Genomic DNA, 17,205 nt, shown 5'->3' on the forward strand with positions numbered 1-17,205 from the left:
CGGTGCAGAAGAGGGACAGGGAGGCCACCCGGGCGCGCCTGCTGGAGGCCGCCAGGCTGCGCTTCGCCCGCGAGGGCTACGACGCCACCAGCGTCCGCGACATCGCCCGCGACTCCGGCGTCGACGCCACCCTCATCTTCCGCTACTTCGGCTCCAAGAAGCAGCTCTTCGACCTGGCCACCGCCGCCGACGTTCCCGCCGGGCTGCTCGACGGCCCCCAGGAGGAGCTGGTCGCCCGCATGGTGCGCACGGTCGTCGAGCACGACTGGACCGCGTACGGCGGCGAGCACCCCCTGGTCGCCATGCTGCGCTCGTCGGCCCACGAGGACGCCCGCCGCCGCATCCGCGACGAGGTCTGCGCCACCTACGTCGACGCCCTGCGCGACCTGGCCGAAGGCGAGGACGCCGAGCTGCGGGCCGAGCTGCTCAGCGCCTGGATGGTCGGCATCGGCATCCTGCGCTCGGTCGTCGCCACCCCCGCCCTGGCCGGGGCGAGCGCCGCCGACCTGGACCCGCACGTCGCCGCCGTCGCCACGGCCCTCCTCGGCCGCCCCATGTCGGGCGCCGTCGCCCCCGCCGGCGAACGCTGACGCACCCGCCTCCGCGCCTGGCCGCCGCTCAGGCACCCCGTGTATACCCTCGGTATATATTGGGCTCCCATGACCGTCCCCCTGGCCCTGCTCGGCCTCCTGGACCGCGAGCCCAGCTACGGCTACGACCTCAAGCGCGACTACGACACGTACTTCGCCAGGGGCAAGCCGCTGCCCTTCGGCCAGGTCTACTCGACGCTCAGCCGCCTGGCCAGGGACGGCAAGGTCACAGCCGGTCAGAGCGAGCCCGGCGACGGCCCCGACCGCAAGCGCTACTCCATCACCACGCTCGGCAAGCAGGAGGTGGACGCCTGGCTGGCCGAGCCGGTGGCGGCCGAGCCGTTCCTGCAGACGGTGCTGTTCACCAAGGTCGTGCTGGCGCTGATGCTGGGCCACGACGCGCAGCGCTTCCTCGACACCCAGCGCGCCACCCACATGCGGCGCATGCGCGAGCTGTCGGAGATCAAACGCGGCGGCGCGCTCGTCGACGCCCTGCTGGCCGACCACGCGCTGTTCCACCTGGACGCCGACCTGCGCTGGATCGACGTGACCACGGCCCGGCTGGGGGCGCTGGCCGAGACGGTGCGCCGCGCATGACCGTCGACGGCCTCCCCGTGCCCGGCCCGCTGCTGGAGGCCCGCGCGATCGACCGCTCCTACGGCCGCACGCAGGCGCTGCGCGAGGCCAGCCTGTCCGTGACGCCGGGGGAGATCCTGGCGATCATGGGCCCGAGCGGATCCGGCAAGTCCACGCTGCTGCACTGCCTGGCCGGCATCTTCACCCCCGACGCCGGCGAGGTCTGGTTCGACGGGCGGCGGCTCGACACGCTGAGCGACGCCCGGCGCTCGGAGCTGCGCCGCACCGCGTTCGGCTTCGTGTTCCAGTTCGGCGAGCTCGTGCCGGAGCTCACCGTGGCCGACAACGTCGCCCTGCCGCTGCTGCTCGGCAGAGCCGGGCGCAAGGAGGCGTACCGGCGGGCGGCCGGCTGGCTCCAGCGGCTGGAGCTGGACACCCTGAGCGGGCGGCGCACCGGCGAGCTGTCCGGCGGGCAGGCGCAGCGGGCGGCCATCGCGCGGGCGCTGGTGACGCGCCCCAAGGTGGTCTTCGCCGACGAGCCCACCGGCGCGCTCGACTCGCTCACCGGCGAGCGGGTCATGGACCTGCTCGTCGGCCTGGCCCGCGAGGAGGGCACGACCGTGGTCGTGGTGACCCATGACGCCCGCGTCGCCGCCTGCGCCGACCGGGAGGTCATGGTGCGCGACGGCAGGGTGACCGATCCGTACGTCGGCGGGGCCGTCCGATGACGCTCCGGCTCGGCCTGCGGCTGTCGCTGCGCGGCGGCCGGGAGGCGGCCGGCCGGCTGGTCCTCGTCGCGGCCTCGGTCGCGCTGGGGGTGGCGGTGCTGCTGTCCACGCTGGCGCTGTTCAACGCCTTCCGGGCCACCGCGGCCCGCCCGTGCTGGGAGTGCACGACCGGCTCCGCGCCGGGCGCCACCCCGGGCGCGGTGCTGTGGAACCACCGCCAGGACTCGTACGCGGGCCGCCCGATCGTCCGCCTCGACGTCGCCGTCCCCGCCACGCGGGCGGCCCTGCCCGGCATCCCGGGCATCCCGGAGCTGCCCGGAGCCGGCCGCCACTACGTCTCGCCCGCGCTGGCCGGGCTGATGGCCGCCGTGCCGCGCGACCAGCTCGCCGACCGCGTCCCCGGCACCCGCGCCGGCCTCATCGGCAGGGCGGCCCTGTCCGGCCCCGACGACCTGGTCGTCATCGCCGGCCGGAGCGCCGCGGAGCTGACCGCGATGGCCGGCACCGTGGCCGTCGGCGAGGTCGCCACCGCGCCGCGCGCCGACGACACCACCGCCCTGTACGAGCACGGGTTCGGCATCGCCGCCGTCGGCCTGGTCTTCCCGCTGCTCGTCCTCGTCGGCACCGCCACCCGCCTGGCCGCCGCCCGCCGGGAGGCGCGGTTCGCGGCGATCCGCCTGGCCGGCGCCACCGCGCGGCAGGTCAACGCGATCGCGTCGGTGGACGCGGCGCTCGGCGCGGCCCTGGGCGCGCTCGCCGGGATCGCCGTCTTCCAGGCGATCCGTCCCGTCCTGGCCGAGGTGGCCATCACCGGGTCCCGGTTCTTCCCCGACGTGGTCGCGCCCACCGCGCTCCAGTACGCCGCCGTGGCCGCGGGCGTCCCGCTCGCCGCGGCCGGAGCCGCCCTGTGGTCGCTGCGCCGGGTGCGGATCACCCCGCTCGGCGCGGCGCGCACGGCGCGGGGCTCCGCTCCCGGCTGGTGGCGGGTGCTCCCGCTCCTGGCGGGCCTGGCCCTGTTCGCCGGCCCGGCGATCGCGCCGGGGAAGGAGCCCGACGCGGTGCTCGTCGACACCGGCCTGGTGCTGATCATGGCCGGGCTCGTGCTGGCCGGGCCCTGGCTGACGATGCTGACCGCGCGGCTGGCCGCCCGCGTCACCTCCGGCCCGGCGACGCTGCTGGCCGCGCAGCGGCTGGCGGCCGACCCCAAAGGCGCCTTCCGGTCGGCGAACGGCATCGTGCTCGCGGTCTTCATCGGCACGGCCGTCGCCGGCATCGTCCCCGCCGTCGTCTCCGGCCAGCAGGCCGCGGGCGGCGGCACGCTGAACGCGGTCCTGCGGGCCTCCTTCGGCGACGACCGGCCCCTCCCGCCCGCCGCCGAGGCCGGCCTGCTGGCCCGGTTGCGCGCCCAGCCCGGTGTCACCGTGCTGCCGATCCACCACCGGCCCGACGCGCCGCCCCTGCCCATGCGGCCTCCGCCGTGCGACCCGGGCCCCGGCTGCCGCCCCGGCTTCCTGCTGCGCCACGTGGTCGCGTGCGACGACCTGGCCGCCTTCCCGGCGCTCGGCCGGTGCGCCCCGGGCCCCCGCGCCGTGGCGGCCGACCTCAACCGGCTGCTGACCAGCGACAACATGCTCTCCGTCGACCGCAACCTGCCGGTCGTCGACGCGGCCAACCCGGCCGCGCCCGGCGACCCGGGCGCCCGGGCCGGACTGCCGCTGGCCGCGGTGCTGGTCCACACGGACGACCCGGCCGTACGCGAACGCGTCCGCACGCTGCTCGGCCCGTACCTCGCCCGCACCGGCAGCACCGAGACGCCGCAGACGTTCGCCGAGGTCGCCCAGGCCCGCGAGGTGCTGCTGGACCGGGTCGAGGACGCCGCGCTGGCCATCGTCGCGCTGACCCTGCTGGTGGCGGGCTGCGGCCTGCTGGTCTCGGTCGCCGGCGGCGTCGTGGAGCGCAAGCGGCCGTTCACGCAGCTGCGGCTGTGCGGCACGCCGACGCGGACGCTGTCGAGCGTGGTGCTGCTGGAGACGGCGGCCCCCGTGGTGCTGGCCGCCCTGGTGGCGGCGGTCGCGGGGGTGGGCGTGGCCGGCCCGGTGATCGGCCGGCTGGCCATCAAGAGCGCCCCGGCGGCGCTGCCGGGCCCCGCCTACTTCCTGACCGTCGGCGGCGGCCTGGTCGTCGCGCTGCTCGTGACCCTTGCCGGGCTGCCGCTGCTCAAGCGCGTGACCGCGCCCGGCGGCGCCCGCTTCGAGTAGGACCGCCGGCGAACCCGGGCCCGGTCCGGCGACCGGCGGTGCCGACCGGCCGATCTTCGCCTATGCTCACAGTGACCCTTCGATCACCATGAGTGTCACTCGTGCGGCAGGAGCTCGGCATGACGGTCAGTCCGGCGCAGTCCCCGGCGACGAGAGCCGGGCGCCGTGACCGGGTCGTGCTCTGGCTCGGCGTCGCCTTCATTCGACCTCGGCTCTTAGCGGACGCCTCGCCGGGCGCGGCCGGCGCACATGACCGACGCCCCCGAGGAGAGTCATGACCCGATACGCGCCGATGCTGATTCCGGCCTGGCTCGCCCTGGGTGACCCCGCCGTGACCCGGGCCTTCGACCGGGCCGGCGACATGATCACCAGCTGGGCGCCGGGCGTCGGGCGGCTGGTGGTGATCCGCGACCCGGTCCTGGTCCGGCAGGTGATGCGCGCCCCGGGCGAGGACGTCGACGCCGTGTCGGCCAACCGGCTGCAGGAGCCGGTGGTCGGCCGCCTCGGCCTGGCCGTGCTCGACGGCGACGAGCACCGCAGCATCCGCGCGATCATGCTGCCCGCGCTGAAGGGCCGGATCCTGCACGACCTGCGCGACGTCGCCGCCCGCATCGCGCTGCGCACCGTCGAGACGTGCCCGGCGGGCACGCCGTTCCGGCTGCTGCCGCGCCTGCGGCCGGCCATGCTCCACGCCATCCTGCACACCACGGTCGGGGACGACCCGCTCCTGCTGCGCCGGTGGGGCACCCCGCTGCGCCGCCTGCTCAACCTGGCCGACTCCTACGAGATGAACGTGCGGTACGCGCTGCGTGACGTGGGCGGCCTCGCGCTGTGGCAGTCGTACCGGCGGCTGGGCCGCGAGTGCGACCGGCTCATCCACGCCGAGGTCGATCACCGGCTGCGGCGCGGCGAGGACCACGACGACGTGCTCGGCCTGCTGATGCGGGCCCGCGACGAGCGCGGCGCCCGGCTCACCCAGCAGGCGCTGCGCGACGAGCTGATGAGCGTCATCAGCGCCGCGCGCACCTCCACCGCCACCGGCATCGCCTGGGCGTTCGAACGGCTCGCCCGGCATCCGGAGGCGCTGCGCCGCCTGACGGCGGAGGCCGACGCGGGCGAGGGCGCGTACGCCGACGCCGTCACCTACGAGACCCTGCGCGTGCGGCCGCCGGTCGCCTTCATCGGCCGCCGCACCGTGCGCGCCTACCGGCTGGGCGGGCGCGTCCTGCCGCCCGGCACGCTGATCGCCGTGCACCTCAAGAGCCTGCACCACGACCCCGGCCTCTACCCGGACCCGGAGGAGTTCCGTCCCGGACGCTGGTTCGACGGCCGGCCGGGCGGCTACGGCTGGATGCCGTTCGGCGGCGGCGCCCACACCTGCGTCGGCGACCGCCTGGCCTTGCTGCACATCAGGACGTTCCTGCACGTGTTCGCCAGGCACGTGACGATCTCGCCCGCCGATCCGCGGGACGAGCCGGTCAGGTGGCGGGCCGTCTCCAACGTCCCGGGCCGCCAGTGCCGGCTCGTCCTTCACCCGCGCTGAGCCCGGCCTGCGCCGGAACCTCACTCCACCTCGGTCACCGGCTCGGCGAACTGCGCCGAGTAGAGCGCGGCATAGGCCCCGCCGGCGGCCAGCAGCGACTCGTGGGTGCCCTGCTCCACGATCCGCCCGTTCTCCATGACGAGAATCAGGCTGGCGTCGCGGATCGTCGACAGCCGGTGCGCGATCACGAAACTCGTCCGCCCTTCGCGCAGGGAGCCCATGGCCCGCTGGATGAGCACCTCCGTCCGGGTGTCGACGGAGCTGGTCGCCTCGTCCAGGATGAGGATCGCCGGCTCCGACAGGAACGCCCGCGCGATGGTGATCAGCTGTTTCTCGCCCGCGCTGACCGTCGCGCCCTCCTCGTCGAGGACCGTGTCGTACCCGTCGGGCAGCGTGTGCGCGATCCGGTCCACGTGCGCGGCCTCGGCGGCGGCCTCGACGCGCTCGCGGGTGGCGCCCTCGGCGCCGTAGGCGATGTTCTCCGCGATCGTGCCGCCGAACAGCCAGGCGTCCTGGAGCACCATGCCCATCGCGCCGCGCAGCTCCTCCCGCGACATCGCCGCGATGTCGACGCCGTCGAGCGTGATGCGGCCGCCGGTCACGTCGTAGAAGCGCATGAGGAGGTTGACCAGCGTCGTCTTGCCCGCCCCGGTCGGGCCGACGATGGCCACGGTCTGGCCGGGCTCCACGGTGAGCGACAGGTTCTCGATCAGCGGCCGGTCCGGCGCGTACCGGAAGGACACGTTCTCGAACGCCACGCGCCCCCTGATCCGCGCCGGCCGGGCCGGGACCGCCGGTTCGGGCGACTGCTCGGGGGCCTCCAGCAGCTCGAAGACCCGCTCGGCCGAGGCGGCGCCCGACTGGACGATGCCCGCCATGCCCGCGACCTGGGTCAGCGGCTGGCTGAACTGCCGCGAGTACTGCACGAACGCCTGCACGTCGCCGAGCGAGATCGAGCCCGACGCCACCTTGAGCCCGCCGACGACGGCCACCAGCACGTAGTTGAGGTTGCCGATGAACATCATCGCCGGCTGGATGAGCCCGGAGATGAACTGGGCGCGGAAGCTGGAGGCGAACAGCGCCTCGTTGTGCTCGGTGAACGTCTCGGCCGCCTCGCGCTGCCTGCCGAACACCCTGACCAGCGTGTGCCCGCCGTACATCTCCTCGATGTGGCCGTTGAGCCGGCCGGTCGACGACCACTGCTTGACGAACTGCGGCTGCGAGCGCTTGCCCACGACGGCGGTGACGTAGATCGACACCGGCACGGTGACCAGCGCGATGAGCGCCAGGAGCGGCGAGATCCAGAACATCATCGCCAGCACGCCCACCACCGTCAGCAGCGACGAGATGAGCTGGCTCAGCGTCTGCTGCAGCGACTGGGCGATGTTGTCGGTGTCGTTGGTGGCGCGGCTGAGGATCTCGCCGCGCGGCTGGCCGTCGAAGTAGCTCAGCGGCAGCCGCCCCAGCTTGGCCTCGATCCGCTCGCGCAGCCGGTACGCCGAGCGCTGCACGACGTTCGTGGTGAGCCGGAACTGCGCGATGCCGAGCAGCGCCGCCACCAGGTAGATGGCCAGGACCCAGGCGAGCACCCCGGCCAGCGCGGCGAAGTCGATGCCCTGCCCCGGCACGACGCTCATCGAGGCGACCATGTCGGCGTACGTGCCCTGCCCCTGGGCGCGCAGCCCGGCCACGGCCTGCTCCTTGGTGAGCCCGGCGGGCAGCTGGGACCCCACGATCCCGGCGAAGATCAGGTCGGTGGCGTGGCCGAGGATCTTGGGCCCGATCACGGTCAGCGCGACCCCGGCGGCGCCGAGGGCCAGCACCACGACCAGCATCGGGCGTTCGGGGCGCAGCAGCCGCATCAGGTGGCGCAGGGTGCCCTTGAAGTCGCCGGGCTTCTCGGCGGGGCCGGACATCATCCGGCCGGGCCCGAAGCCGGGCTGCGGCCGGCGCGCGGGCGTCTGCGTGGTCATGCCGCGGCCTCCTGTTCGGTGAGCTGGGACAGGACGATCTCGCGGTAGGTCGGGCAGGTGTCCATGAGCTCGCCGTGGGTGCCGATCCCGGCCACGCGGCCGTCGTCGAGCACCACGATGCGGTCGGCGTCGCGGATGGTGTTGACCCGCTGGGCCACGATGACGATCGTGGCGTCGGCGATCTCCTCGGCGAGCGCCGTGCGCAGCCGGGCGTCGGTGGCGTAGTCGAGGGCCGAGAACGAGTCGTCGAACAGGTAGACGCCGGGCCGGTGCACGAGCGCCCGCGCGATGGCCAGGCGCTGGCGCTGCCCGCCGGAGACGTTCGTGCCGCCCTGCGCGATCGGCTCGTCCAGCCCGCCGGGCATCGCCTCGACGAACTCGCGCGCCTGCGCCACCTCCAGCGCCCGCCACAGCTCCTCGTCGGTCGCGTCCGGCCTGCCGTAGCGGAGGTTGGAGGCGACGGTGCCGGAGAAGAGGTAGGGCGCCTGCGGGACCAGGCCGACCCGCTCGGCGAGCGCCGCCGGGTCGAGGTCGCGCACGTCGACGCCGTCGACGAGCACCTGCCCCGAGGTCGCGTCGAACAGCCGGGGGACGAGGTTGAGCAGCGTCGTCTTGCCGCTGCCCGTGCTGCCGATGATCGCGGTGGTGCGGCCGGGCCGCGCCGCGAAGCTCACGCCGGACAGCACCGGCTCCTCGGCGCCCGGGTAGCGGAAGCCCGCCTCGCGCAGCTCCAGCTCGCCGGTGCGGCGTTGGGGGACGACCGGGTTGGCCGGCGGGCGGACGGTCGGCTCGGTGCCGAGCACCTCCTCGATGCGCTCGGCGCACACCTCGGCCCGGGGGATCATCATGAACATGAACATCGCCATCATCACGGACATGAGGATCTGCATCAGGTAGGAGATGACCGCGGTCAGCGCGCCCACCTGCATGGCGCCGCCGGCGATGCGGTCGGCGCCGAACCAGACCACGGCGACGCTCGACAGGTTCACCACCAGCATCACCGAGGGGAACATCAGCGCCATCAGCCGCCCGACCCGCAGCGACACGTCGGTGAGCTCGTCGTTGGCCGCGCCGAACCGCTCGCGCTCGTGCCGGTCGCGGACGAAGGCCCTGATGACCCGGATGCCGGTGATCTGCTCGCGCAGCACCTGGTTGATCCGGTCGATGCGCTCCTGCATGGCGCGGAACAGCGGGCGCATCCGCATCACGACCAGGCTCACGATGACGATCATCAGGGGCAGCGCGACGAGCAGCAGCGACGACAGCGTCACGTCCTGGCGCAGCGCCAGCACGATGCCGCCGACGCACATGATCGGCGCCGTCACCACCATCGTGCACGTCATCAGCACGAGCAACTGGACCTGCTGCACGTCGTTGGTGGTCCGGGTGATCAGCGACGGCGCCCCGAACCCGTTGACCTCCTGGGCGGAGAAGTCCTGCACCCGATGGAAGATCGCGGCCCGCAGGTCGCGGCCCAGCGCCATCGAGGTGCGGGCGCCGTAGTAGACGGCCACGACCGAGCAGACGATCTGCACGAGCGTCACCCCGAGCATCACCAGCCCGACGCGGACGATGTAGTCGGTGTCGCCCTTGACGACGCCGTCGTCGATGATGTCGGCGTTCAGCGTGGGCAGGTAGAGCGTGGCCAGCGTCTGGACGAACTGGAAGAGCACGACGAGCGTGATCTCTTTCCCGTACGGCCTGAGCCGGGCCCGCAGGAGACGGAGCAGCATCAGGGAGCGCTTCCTGTGGAAGGGGCGGGGGAGTGGCGCACGAGGAGACCGTCGAGCAGCATGGAGACGATCTCGTCGTCGTCCACGTCGCCGATCTCCGCGCCGCCGTGCCCGAGGTCGGCGTGCGCGCTGACAGCGACCAGCGTGAACAGCAGGTGGGCGGTGGTCTCGGGGGACCGGCGCAGCAGGTGGCGGTCGGGTTCGACGAGGGCGGCGAGCGCGGCGGCCAGCCGGTCCCGGCCTTCCACCATCCGGTCGCGGAAGCACGCGTCGCCGTTCATCAGCTCGCGGGGCGCGGTGAGGAGGTTGGCGTTGGCCCGCATCCCGGCTCTCAGGATCGCGACGGCCTCGCGCAGCCGCTCGCGCAGCCCGGCCGTGGTCGCGCCGACGGCCGCCAGCGCGTCGATCCCGGGCTGCGGGTCGAACGCGTTCATGAGCGCCGCGCGCAGCAGGGACGCCTTGTCGGGGAAGACGCCGAAGATCGTGCCTTCGGCCACTCCGGCGGCCTCGGCGATCTGGCGGGTGCTCACCGCGGTGCCGTGCTCGCGCAGCAGGGGGACGGTGGCGGCGATGAGCGCCGCCCGGCGGTCTTCCGGCGCCATGGCCGGCACTCTGCGCCTTTTGGACATGCCGGACACCCTAATGAGCGAGCGCTCACTCGTCCAACGGGTTTTCGGGGCGTCCGGTCTTCGGGGGGTCCGTGCGGGGAGAGGGCGGCCGCCCGGCCTCGTGGCGGGGCCGGACGGCCGTACGGGTCGGGGCCGTCAGAGCGGGCGCACGTCCAGGCCGTAGGAGACGCGGTCGATCCACCAGGGGCCGCAGCTCGCCGAGCTCCACTGCCCGGTGTTGGTCGTCACCCAGGCGCCGTCCCGGCGGCCGTTGACGCACTGGACGTAGGCGCGGAACTCGTAGGCGGGGCCGCTCGTCGCGCACCGGGCGGAGAACGAGTTCCCGCCCCAGCCGTATTCACAGTCGCCGGCCGCCGACGCCGGGCTCAGCAGGCCCGACCCGACGGTGACGGCTCCTGCCGCGAGCACGGTCGCGGCCAGGACGCGCAGGGTTCTGGTCATACCTCTCCTTGTGCTGGTGACGGTCGCCCCGAGTGAATTGCTTAGGAAACTTTCCTAAGCGAAAGATACGCGCCGACCAGGGCCCGTCAACCCCCCGCGCCACCCCTTTCCGACCCCTCTCCTGCCCCCTCTCCGGAGCCGACGACAATGGGGGACATGACACGTGCTGTGTACGTCGCGGCGGGCGAGGCCGGGAGCAACAAGGCGACCGTGGCCCTGGGGCTGGTCGAGCTGCTGTCCCGGCAGGTCGGCGCCGTGGGCGTCTTCCGCCCCGTGGTCCGGGCGGGCCGCGAGGACGCGCTGGTCAACACCGTCAGGAGCCGCTTCCAGCTCGCCCTGCCGTACGGGGCCTGCGCGGGCGTCACGTACGACGACGTGCACGACGACGTCGAGCGCGCGGCCGGCGAGATCGTGGCCCGCTACCGCGCCCTCGCCGGGCGCTGCGACGCGGTGGTGGTGATCGGCACCGACTACACCGACGTGGGGGCGCCGACGGAGTTCGGCTTCAACGCCAGGCTGGCCGCCGACCTGGGCACGCCCGTGATCAACGTGGTCAGCGGGCGGGGCCGCACCGCCGCGCAGATCGCCGCGGCGGTCGAGCTGTCGACCCGGGAGCTGGCGCAGCACCACGCCCACGAGCTCGCCGTCGTGGTGACCCGGGCCGCGCCGGGCACGCCCGCCGTCGGGCACCGGACGCCGGTGTTCGTGCTGCCGGAGACCCCCTCGCTGCGCGCGCCGACGGTCGCCGACCTGCTCGACGCGTGCGACGGGAAGCTCTTCCTCGGCGAGCGGGAAGGGCTCGGCCGCGAGGCGAGCAGCCTCATGGTCGGGGCCATGTCGCTGCCCGGCATCCTCGACCGCTACACCGAGGGCGCCGCCGTCATCATCCCCTCCGACCGGGCCGCCGCCCTGCTGCCCGGTCTGATCGCCGCGCACACCTCGCCCGGCTTCCCGTCCCTGTCGGCCGTGGTGCTCACCGGCGGCACGGACCTGCCGGGGCCGGTCGACCGGCTGCTGCGCGGCATGACGATCCCGTTGCCCGTGATCGCCGCCGACCACGACACCTTCGAGACCGCCACCAGGCTGTCGGCCGTGGAGGGCCGCTTCACCCCCGAGGCCATCGGCAAGATCGACACGGCGCTGCGGCTTTTCGCCGAGCACGTGGACGGCCCGCTGCTGCTCGACCGGCTCGCCATCGCCAAGACCGACGTCGTCACGCCCCTGATGTTCGAGTACGAGCTGCTGGACCGGGCCCGCGCCCGGCGCAGGCACATCGTGCTGCCCGAAGGGGAGGAGCCCCGCATCCTGCGCGCGGCCGACATCCTGCTGCGCCGGGGCGTCGCCGAGCTCACCCTGCTCGGCGACGCGGAGCGGATCAAGGTCCAGGCCGGTCAGCTCGGCCTCGACCTGACCGGCGCCAGGGTGCTCAGCCCGTTCGACCCGGACCTGCGCGAACGCTTCGCCCGCGCGTACGCCGACGCCCGGGCGCACCGGGGCATGACCGTCGAGCTGGCCCGCGACGCCGTCACCGACGTGTCCTACTTCGGCACGCTGATGGTCCACACGGGCATGGCCGACGGCATGGTGTCCGGCGCGGCCCACACCACCGCCCACACCATCAGGCCCGCCTTCGAGATCCTGCGCCTGGGCCTGGTCTCCAGCGTGTTCTTCATGTGCCTGGCCGACCGGGTGCTCGTGTACGGCGACTGCGCGGTCAACCCCGACCCGAGCGCCGAACAGCTCGCCGACATCGCGATCGCCTCGGCGCGCACCGCCGCGTCGTTCGGCGTCGACCCCAGGATCGCCATGCTGTCGTACTCGACGGGCGCCTCGGGCGCGGGCGCCGACGTCGACAAGGTGCGCGCCGCCACCGAGCTGGTCCGCGAGCGCCGCCCCGACCTCCCGGTGGAGGGGCCGATCCAGTACGACGCCGCGGTGGACCCCGCGGTGGCGCGGGCCAAGATGCCCGGCAGCCGGGTGGCCGGCCGGGCCACGGTCTTCGTCGTGCCCGACCTGAACACCGGCAACAACCTCTACAAGGCCGTCCAGCGCAGCGCGGGCGCCGTCGCGGTCGGGCCGGTCCTCCAGGGGCTGCGCAAGCCGGTCAACGACCTGTCGCGCGGCGCGACGGTGGCCGACATCGTGACCACCGTCGCCGTCACCGCCGCCCAGGTGAGCGACGAGCCCCCCGAGCCGCACGAGCCGCCCAGGTGAGCGGCGAGCCGCACGAGCTCACGCGCCGGACGGCCGCACCAGCGCGAGGGTCTGGGAGGCGATCTCCCACTCCTCGTCGGTGGGGACGACCAGGACGGCCACCTCGGCGCCCGGCGGCGACACCGCGCGCTCGCCCTCCCGCGCCGCCTCGTTGAGCGCGGCGTCCACGGTCACGCCGAGCCGGTCGAGCCCCGCCAGCGATTCGGCGCGGGTGGCGGCGTCGTGCTCGCCGATCCCGCCGGTGAACACGATCGCGTCCACGCGGCCGAGCAGCGCGTAGTAGGCGCCGACGTACGTGCGGATGCGCCGGGTGTAGACGTCCAGCGCCAGCCGGGCCGCGTCGTCGTCGCGGGCGCGCACCTCGCGCATGTCGCCGGACCCGGCCAGCGCCAGCAGGCCGCCCTCGTGGGTGAGCGCGCGCTCGACCCGCTCGGCGTCCAGCCCGGCCGCCCGCGACAGGTAGCCGGCCAGGGCCGGGTCGACGTCGCCGGAGCGGGTGCCCATGACGAGCCCCTCCAGCGGCGTCATCCCCATGGACGTGTCGACGCTGACGCCGCCGGAGATCGCGGTGGCGCTGGCGCCGTTGCCCAGGTGCAGCACGATCAGGTCGAGCTCGGCGAGGTCGCGGCCCAGCACGGCGGCCGCGCGCCGCGACACGTAGGCGCAGGACGTGCCGTGGAAGCCGAACCGGCGCACGCCGAACCGCTCGCGCCACTCGCCCGGCACCGCGTAGGTGTACGCCTCGGGCGGCAGCGTGCCGTGGAAGGCGGTGTCGAACACCGCCACCTGCGGCACCTCGGGGAACACCTCGCGGGCGAGCCGGATGCCGGTCAGGTTGATCGGGTTGTGCAGGGGCGCGAGCGGGGCGAGCTCCTCGACGGCGGCGATGACCTCCTCGTCGATGAGCACGGCCGAGGTGAACCGGGTGCCGCCGTGCACCACCCGGTGCCCGACCGCGACCGGCGCCGGCTCCGGGCCCGCCTCGGCGAACGCCGCCATCATCGCCGCCAGCCCCTCGGCGTGGTCGCGGAAGCGCCGCTCCACGACGTACGGCGGTGCGTCCCCGCGACGGTGGGTCAGCCGCCCCCGCTCCTCCCCGATGCGCTCGACGAGCCCCTTGGCGGCGCGCTCGCGCGTGTGCGGGTCGACGAGCTCGTACTTGATCGAGGAGGAGCCCGTGTTGAGGACGAGAATGTGGTCGGCCATGACGACGAGCCTATTTCCGCGACGGCGACCCGCCCCCGGCGGCCCGTCTCAGGTGGCGGCCTCGTTGAGCGGGCGGCCGTACGTCTCGGGCGCCAGGAACGCCGACGCCACCACCCCCACGCCGCAGAACACCCCCAGCAGCACCATCGTCAGCGAGATCCCCGCCCCGTCGAGCAGCGACGGCACCACGAACGTGCCCAGCACGGCGCCGATGCGGCTGGCCGCCACCCCGATCCCGAACGCGGTCGCCCGGATCTCGGTCGGGAAGATCTCGTTGGGGTAGATCCACTGCAGGATCGTGGGGCCGCCGATGGCCAGCGCGTAGACGCCGGCGAGCAGCAGGATGACGGGCGGCGGCGCCTGCGCGAGCACGCCGAGCAGCACCAGGCAGCCCGAGGCCACCGCCATCGGCCAGATGAGCAGCGTCCTGCGTCTCATCCGGTCGGCGACCAGGGTCGCCACCACGCAGCCCAGCAGCAGCAGCCCCCCGACGGCGACGCTGGAGGCGCGGTCGTCGCTGATGCGCAGCGCCTGGAGGATCTGCGGCGCGAAGGCGTAGATCGCGTACAGCGGCGTCACCGAGCACGTCCAGAACAGCGCCACGAACACGGTGCGGCGCAGGTACACGCCCTGGAAGACGGTGCGGAACCGGGTGGGCGCCCGCCGCTCGCCGACGCCGTCGAGATCGGCCGACTCGCCGTAGACGCGGCGGGTGACGGCCAGCGCCTCGCCGCCGCGGCCCTTGGTGATCAGCCAGCGCGGGGACTCGGGCGTCCCGATGCGCAGCACGAACAGCACCGCCGCCACCAGCGCCGGCGACATGAGCAGCCACCGCCACGCGTCCGGCCCGAACCCCATCACCCACAGGCCGAGCAGGTACGCCAGCGCGTTGCCCGCCGACCACATGACCGTCTGCAGGCCGATGAGCGTGGCCCGCGACCGGCGCGGGGCGAACTCGGCCAGCAGCGAGGTGGCGATGGGGTAGTCGGCGCCGATGGCGACCCCGAGCAGCAGGCGCAGCACGAGCAGCTGCTCGGGCCCGGTGACGAAGAACTGCGCCCCGGAGAAGATCGCGATGGCCGCGATGTCCAGCGTGTACATGAGCTTGCGGCCCACGAGGTCGGTGACGTACCCGAAGACGAACCCGCCGGCGAACAGGCCGAGCAGCGCGGAGGCGGCCAGCGCGCCCTGCCACAGCTCGTCGAGCCGCCATTCGGCGGTCATCGGAGGCAGCGCGAGCCCGATGACGCCGAGCGCGAGGCCGTCGAGTAACGGCCCGCCGGAGCAGAACAGGGCCAGCCTGCGGTGGAAGGGCGTCATGGGGGCGTCGTCGATGACGTTCGCCGCCCGGGTCTCGTTCGTGGTCATGGGCTGCTCCGATCGGAGTGGGCCGCGTTCCTGTTCCTGGCGGCGTTGGCGTACCAGAACAGGGCGGCCAGCACGAGGCCGAGCGCGGCGAGCGAGACGAAGGGGTTGTCCAGCACCCGGATCGGCAGATCCCAGCCCATCGACCTGGGCAGCGCGGCGGAGAGCCCGACCAGGGCCTCGCCGGTGATGAGCCCCGAGCAGACCAGCACCGCCCGGTCGTGCGCGACGTCCTCGGCGCCGGGCTCACCCGACCGGCGGCCGGCCCGTTCAAGCGCGTGGGCCAGCAGCCCGCCGACGAGCAGCGGCAGCGACAGGCTGAGCGGCAGGTAGATGCCGATCGCGATCGGCATCACGTAGATGACGGCCCCGCCGGTCACGCGGCGCAGCACCTGGTCCAGGACGATCAGCGCGACGCCGATCCCCGCGCCGGTCCACAGCATCCCCATCGGGACCGAGCCCCGGGTGAAGACCGCGTCGGCGAGGTTGGCGAAGATCACCGCCTGGGGCGCCTTGAGCGTGTCGCTGCCCTCCCCGCCGATGCCGTACCCGGCCAGCAGCAGGACCACGATGGGGGCGACGACGAAGGCGAACACCCCGACGCCGAACAACTGCGCGAGCTGCACCCGGCGCGGCGTGCCGCCGAGGATCGCGCCGGTCTTGACGTGCTGCGCGGTGTCGCCCGCCGTCGCCGTGGCGGTGCAGACGAACACCGCGATGAGCAGCACGCACAGCACCACGCGCGAGTCGGCGCCGGCCCGCAGCAGCGTGAAGATCAGGGACGCGGCCAGGAACCCGCAGATCGCCAGCCCCGAGATCGGGTTGTTGGAGTTGCCGACGAAACCGACCACGTAGCCGGACACCGCCGAGAAGAAGAACACCAGGACGACGGCGACCACGGCCGACAGCGCCGCCAGCGCGACCGAGCCGACCATGGACCACACGAAGGCGAAGATGCCGAGCCCGGCCAGCGCGACGCCGCCGACGACCCAGCGCATGCCCAGGTCGGTGTCGGTCCGCTCGGTGGCGGCCCGCCGGCCGGGGCGCAGCCCGGCGAACGCGGTCCTGGCGCCCCGGGCGATCGACGTCCGGGCCTGGACGATCGACCAGCAGCCGCCGACGATCATCGCGCCGATGCCCAGGTAGCGGATGTGGGAGGCCCAGGTGTCCCAGGCGAGCGTCACCAGCGACCCGCCCGCGGCCGGCACGTCCGCCAGGAGCGGGATGGCGACCAGCCAGGACAGCACGCCCCCGGCCACGATCATCACCGTGAAGCGCAGCTTGACGATGAGACCGACGCCGACCAGCGCCAGCGAGATGTCCATGCCGCCGTAGAACACCCTGCCGCCGATCGCGACGGCGCCCTCGACCGTGCCCGAGATCACCTGGACGACGCTGGACAGGACCTTGAACACGGCGCCGGCCAGCACCGCGAGCCCCGCCGGCAGCAGGGTGCCCCGCCCGTCCTCCCCGGCCTCGGCGATCTTGGCGGCGGCCACGCTCTCCGGATAGGTCAGCTCGGGCGACTCCACCGTGAGCGAGCGGCGCAGCGGGATCATGAACAGGACCCCGAGCAGGCCGCCCAGCGCCGCCGCGAGGCTGACCTCCCAGTAGTCCAGGTCCTGCCTGACCCCGGCGAGCACCAGCGCGGGCAGGGTGAAGGCGACGCCCACCGCCAGCGCCTCGCCGGAGGAGGCGATGGTCTGCGCCAGGTTGTTCTCCAGCACGGTCGCCCGTTTCGCCCGGACGCGGATCAGCCCGGTGCAGATCAGTGCCGCGGGGATGGCCGCCGAGATGGCCAGCCCCGAGTACAGCGCCAGGTAGGTGATGGCCGCCGTCATGACGAAGCCGACAGCGAATCCGATCCCGACGGACCGTACGGACAGCTCCGAACGCTCGCCCAGCTCCTTCACGCGCATCCTTTCGTGGTGCTTGAACAGATCCGTGCT

13 protein-coding genes are annotated in these 17,205 nt (G+C 74.0%); 6 read left to right on the forward strand and 7 right to left on the reverse strand.

What is annotated here, in order from left to right:
* Positions 1-2: 2 nt before the first annotated feature.
* The 5 genes from KME80_RS34745 (at position 3) to KME80_RS34765 (ending at position 5,695) form a co-directional block, all read left to right on the forward strand.
* Positions 3-590, forward strand: a complete 588-nt coding sequence (locus KME80_RS34745; protein WP_219510979.1) for a TetR/AcrR family transcriptional regulator — start codon at positions 3-5, stop codon at positions 588-590.
* 69 nt (positions 591-659) lie between these two features.
* Positions 660-1,187, forward strand: coding sequence for a PadR family transcriptional regulator (locus KME80_RS34750; RefSeq protein WP_219510980.1), 528 nt, complete (start codon positions 660-662; stop codon positions 1,185-1,187).
* Positions 1,184-1,894, forward strand: coding sequence for an ABC transporter ATP-binding protein (locus KME80_RS34755; RefSeq protein ID WP_219510982.1), 711 nt, complete (start codon positions 1,184-1,186; stop codon positions 1,892-1,894). Before KME80_RS34750 ends, KME80_RS34755 begins: the two co-directional genes overlap by 4 nt.
* Positions 1,891-4,152 (forward strand): FtsX-like permease family protein, encoded by a 2,262-nt coding sequence (locus tag KME80_RS34760; RefSeq protein WP_219510984.1) that lies wholly within the window; start codon positions 1,891-1,893, stop codon positions 4,150-4,152. Before KME80_RS34755 ends, KME80_RS34760 begins: the two co-directional genes overlap by 4 nt.
* Before the next feature lie 274 nt (positions 4,153-4,426).
* Entirely contained in the window at positions 4,427-5,695 is a 1,269-nt protein-coding gene (locus KME80_RS34765; RefSeq protein WP_219510986.1) for a cytochrome P450, read from the forward strand.
* A gap of 20 nt (positions 5,696-5,715) precedes the next feature.
* Here the strand turns inward: KME80_RS34765 and KME80_RS34770 are convergent, their stop codons facing one another.
* The 4 genes from KME80_RS34770 to KME80_RS34785 form a co-directional block, all read right to left on the reverse strand.
* Positions 5,716-7,668, reverse strand: coding sequence for an ABC transporter ATP-binding protein (locus tag KME80_RS34770; protein ID WP_219510988.1), 1,953 nt, complete (start codon positions 7,666-7,668; stop codon positions 5,716-5,718).
* Positions 7,665-9,401: an ABC transporter ATP-binding protein gene (locus KME80_RS34775; protein ID WP_219510989.1), complete on the reverse strand. Its 1,737-nt coding sequence runs from the start codon at positions 9,399-9,401 to the stop codon at positions 7,665-7,667. The genes KME80_RS34770 and KME80_RS34775 overlap by 4 nt, the downstream gene beginning before the upstream one ends.
* Positions 9,401-10,003 carry a TetR/AcrR family transcriptional regulator gene (locus KME80_RS34780; protein WP_219511013.1) on the reverse strand — a complete coding sequence of 201 codons (603 nt, stop codon included), beginning with the start codon at positions 10,001-10,003 and terminating at the stop codon, positions 9,401-9,403. The genes KME80_RS34775 and KME80_RS34780 overlap by 1 nt, the downstream gene beginning before the upstream one ends.
* A gap of 162 nt (positions 10,004-10,165) precedes the next feature.
* Entirely contained in the window at positions 10,166-10,471 is a 306-nt protein-coding gene (locus KME80_RS34785) for a hypothetical protein (RefSeq protein WP_219511016.1), read from the reverse strand.
* Positions 10,472-10,627: 156 nt separating this feature from the next.
* Between KME80_RS34785 and pta the strand changes: the two genes are divergently transcribed.
* Positions 10,628-12,685 (forward strand): phosphate acetyltransferase, encoded by a 2,058-nt coding sequence (pta, locus tag KME80_RS34790; protein WP_219511017.1) that lies wholly within the window; start codon positions 10,628-10,630, stop codon positions 12,683-12,685.
* 18 nt (positions 12,686-12,703) lie between these two features.
* Here pta and KME80_RS34795 read toward each other — a convergent pair whose 3' ends face one another.
* From KME80_RS34795 to KME80_RS34805, 3 genes are read right to left on the reverse strand one after another with little or no spacing between them, the layout of a single operon-like run.
* Complete coding sequence (locus tag KME80_RS34795) at positions 12,704-13,891, reverse strand: acetate/propionate family kinase (protein ID WP_219511019.1); 1,188 nt, start codon at positions 13,889-13,891, stop codon at positions 12,704-12,706.
* A 48-nt stretch (positions 13,892-13,939) separates the two neighbouring features.
* Positions 13,940-15,259: an MFS transporter gene (locus tag KME80_RS34800; RefSeq protein ID WP_219511021.1), complete on the reverse strand. Its 1,320-nt coding sequence runs from the start codon at positions 15,257-15,259 to the stop codon at positions 13,940-13,942.
* Positions 15,256-17,175: an OPT family oligopeptide transporter gene (locus tag KME80_RS34805; protein ID WP_219511025.1), complete on the reverse strand. Its 1,920-nt coding sequence runs from the start codon at positions 17,173-17,175 to the stop codon at positions 15,256-15,258. The genes KME80_RS34800 and KME80_RS34805 overlap by 4 nt, the downstream gene beginning before the upstream one ends.
* Positions 17,176-17,205 lie beyond the last annotated feature (30 nt).

It is taken from the genome of Nonomuraea ceibae (assembly GCF_019396325.1).
Taxonomy (GTDB): domain Bacteria; phylum Actinomycetota; class Actinomycetes; order Streptosporangiales; family Streptosporangiaceae; genus Nonomuraea; species Nonomuraea ceibae.

What these genes read in the sequence shown, in the direction of transcription:
- KME80_RS34750 (WP_219510980.1), top strand. Translation starts at nt 660, where the DNA reads ATGACCGTCCCCCTGGCCCTGCTCGGCCTCCTGGACCGCGAGCCCAGC.
- KME80_RS34755 (WP_219510982.1), top strand. Translation starts at nt 1,184, where the DNA reads ATGACCGTCGACGGCCTCCCCGTGCCCGGCCCGCTGCTGGAGGCCCGC.
- KME80_RS34760 (WP_219510984.1), top strand. Translation starts at nt 1,891, where the DNA reads ATGACGCTCCGGCTCGGCCTGCGGCTGTCGCTGCGCGGCGGCCGGGAG.
- KME80_RS34765 (WP_219510986.1), top strand. Translation starts at nt 4,427, where the DNA reads ATGACCCGATACGCGCCGATGCTGATTCCGGCCTGGCTCGCCCTGGGT.
- KME80_RS34770 (WP_219510988.1), bottom strand. Translation starts at nt 7,668, where the DNA reads ATGACCACGCAGACGCCCGCGCGCCGGCCGCAGCCCGGCTTCGGGCCC.
- KME80_RS34775 (WP_219510989.1), bottom strand. Translation starts at nt 9,401, where the DNA reads ATGCTGCTCCGTCTCCTGCGGGCCCGGCTCAGGCCGTACGGGAAAGAG.
- KME80_RS34780 (WP_219511013.1), bottom strand. Translation starts at nt 10,003, where the DNA reads ATGGCGCCGGAAGACCGCCGGGCGGCGCTCATCGCCGCCACCGTCCCC.
- KME80_RS34785 (WP_219511016.1), bottom strand. Translation starts at nt 10,471, where the DNA reads ATGACCAGAACCCTGCGCGTCCTGGCCGCGACCGTGCTCGCGGCAGGA.
- pta (WP_219511017.1), top strand. Translation starts at nt 10,628, where the DNA reads ATGACACGTGCTGTGTACGTCGCGGCGGGCGAGGCCGGGAGCAACAAG.
- KME80_RS34795 (WP_219511019.1), bottom strand. Translation starts at nt 13,891, where the DNA reads ATGGCCGACCACATTCTCGTCCTCAACACGGGCTCCTCCTCGATCAAG.
- KME80_RS34800 (WP_219511021.1), bottom strand. Translation starts at nt 15,259, where the DNA reads ATGACCACGAACGAGACCCGGGCGGCGAACGTCATCGACGACGCCCCC.
- KME80_RS34805 (WP_219511025.1), bottom strand. Translation starts at nt 17,175, where the DNA reads ATGCGCGTGAAGGAGCTGGGCGAGCGTTCGGAGCTGTCCGTACGGTCC.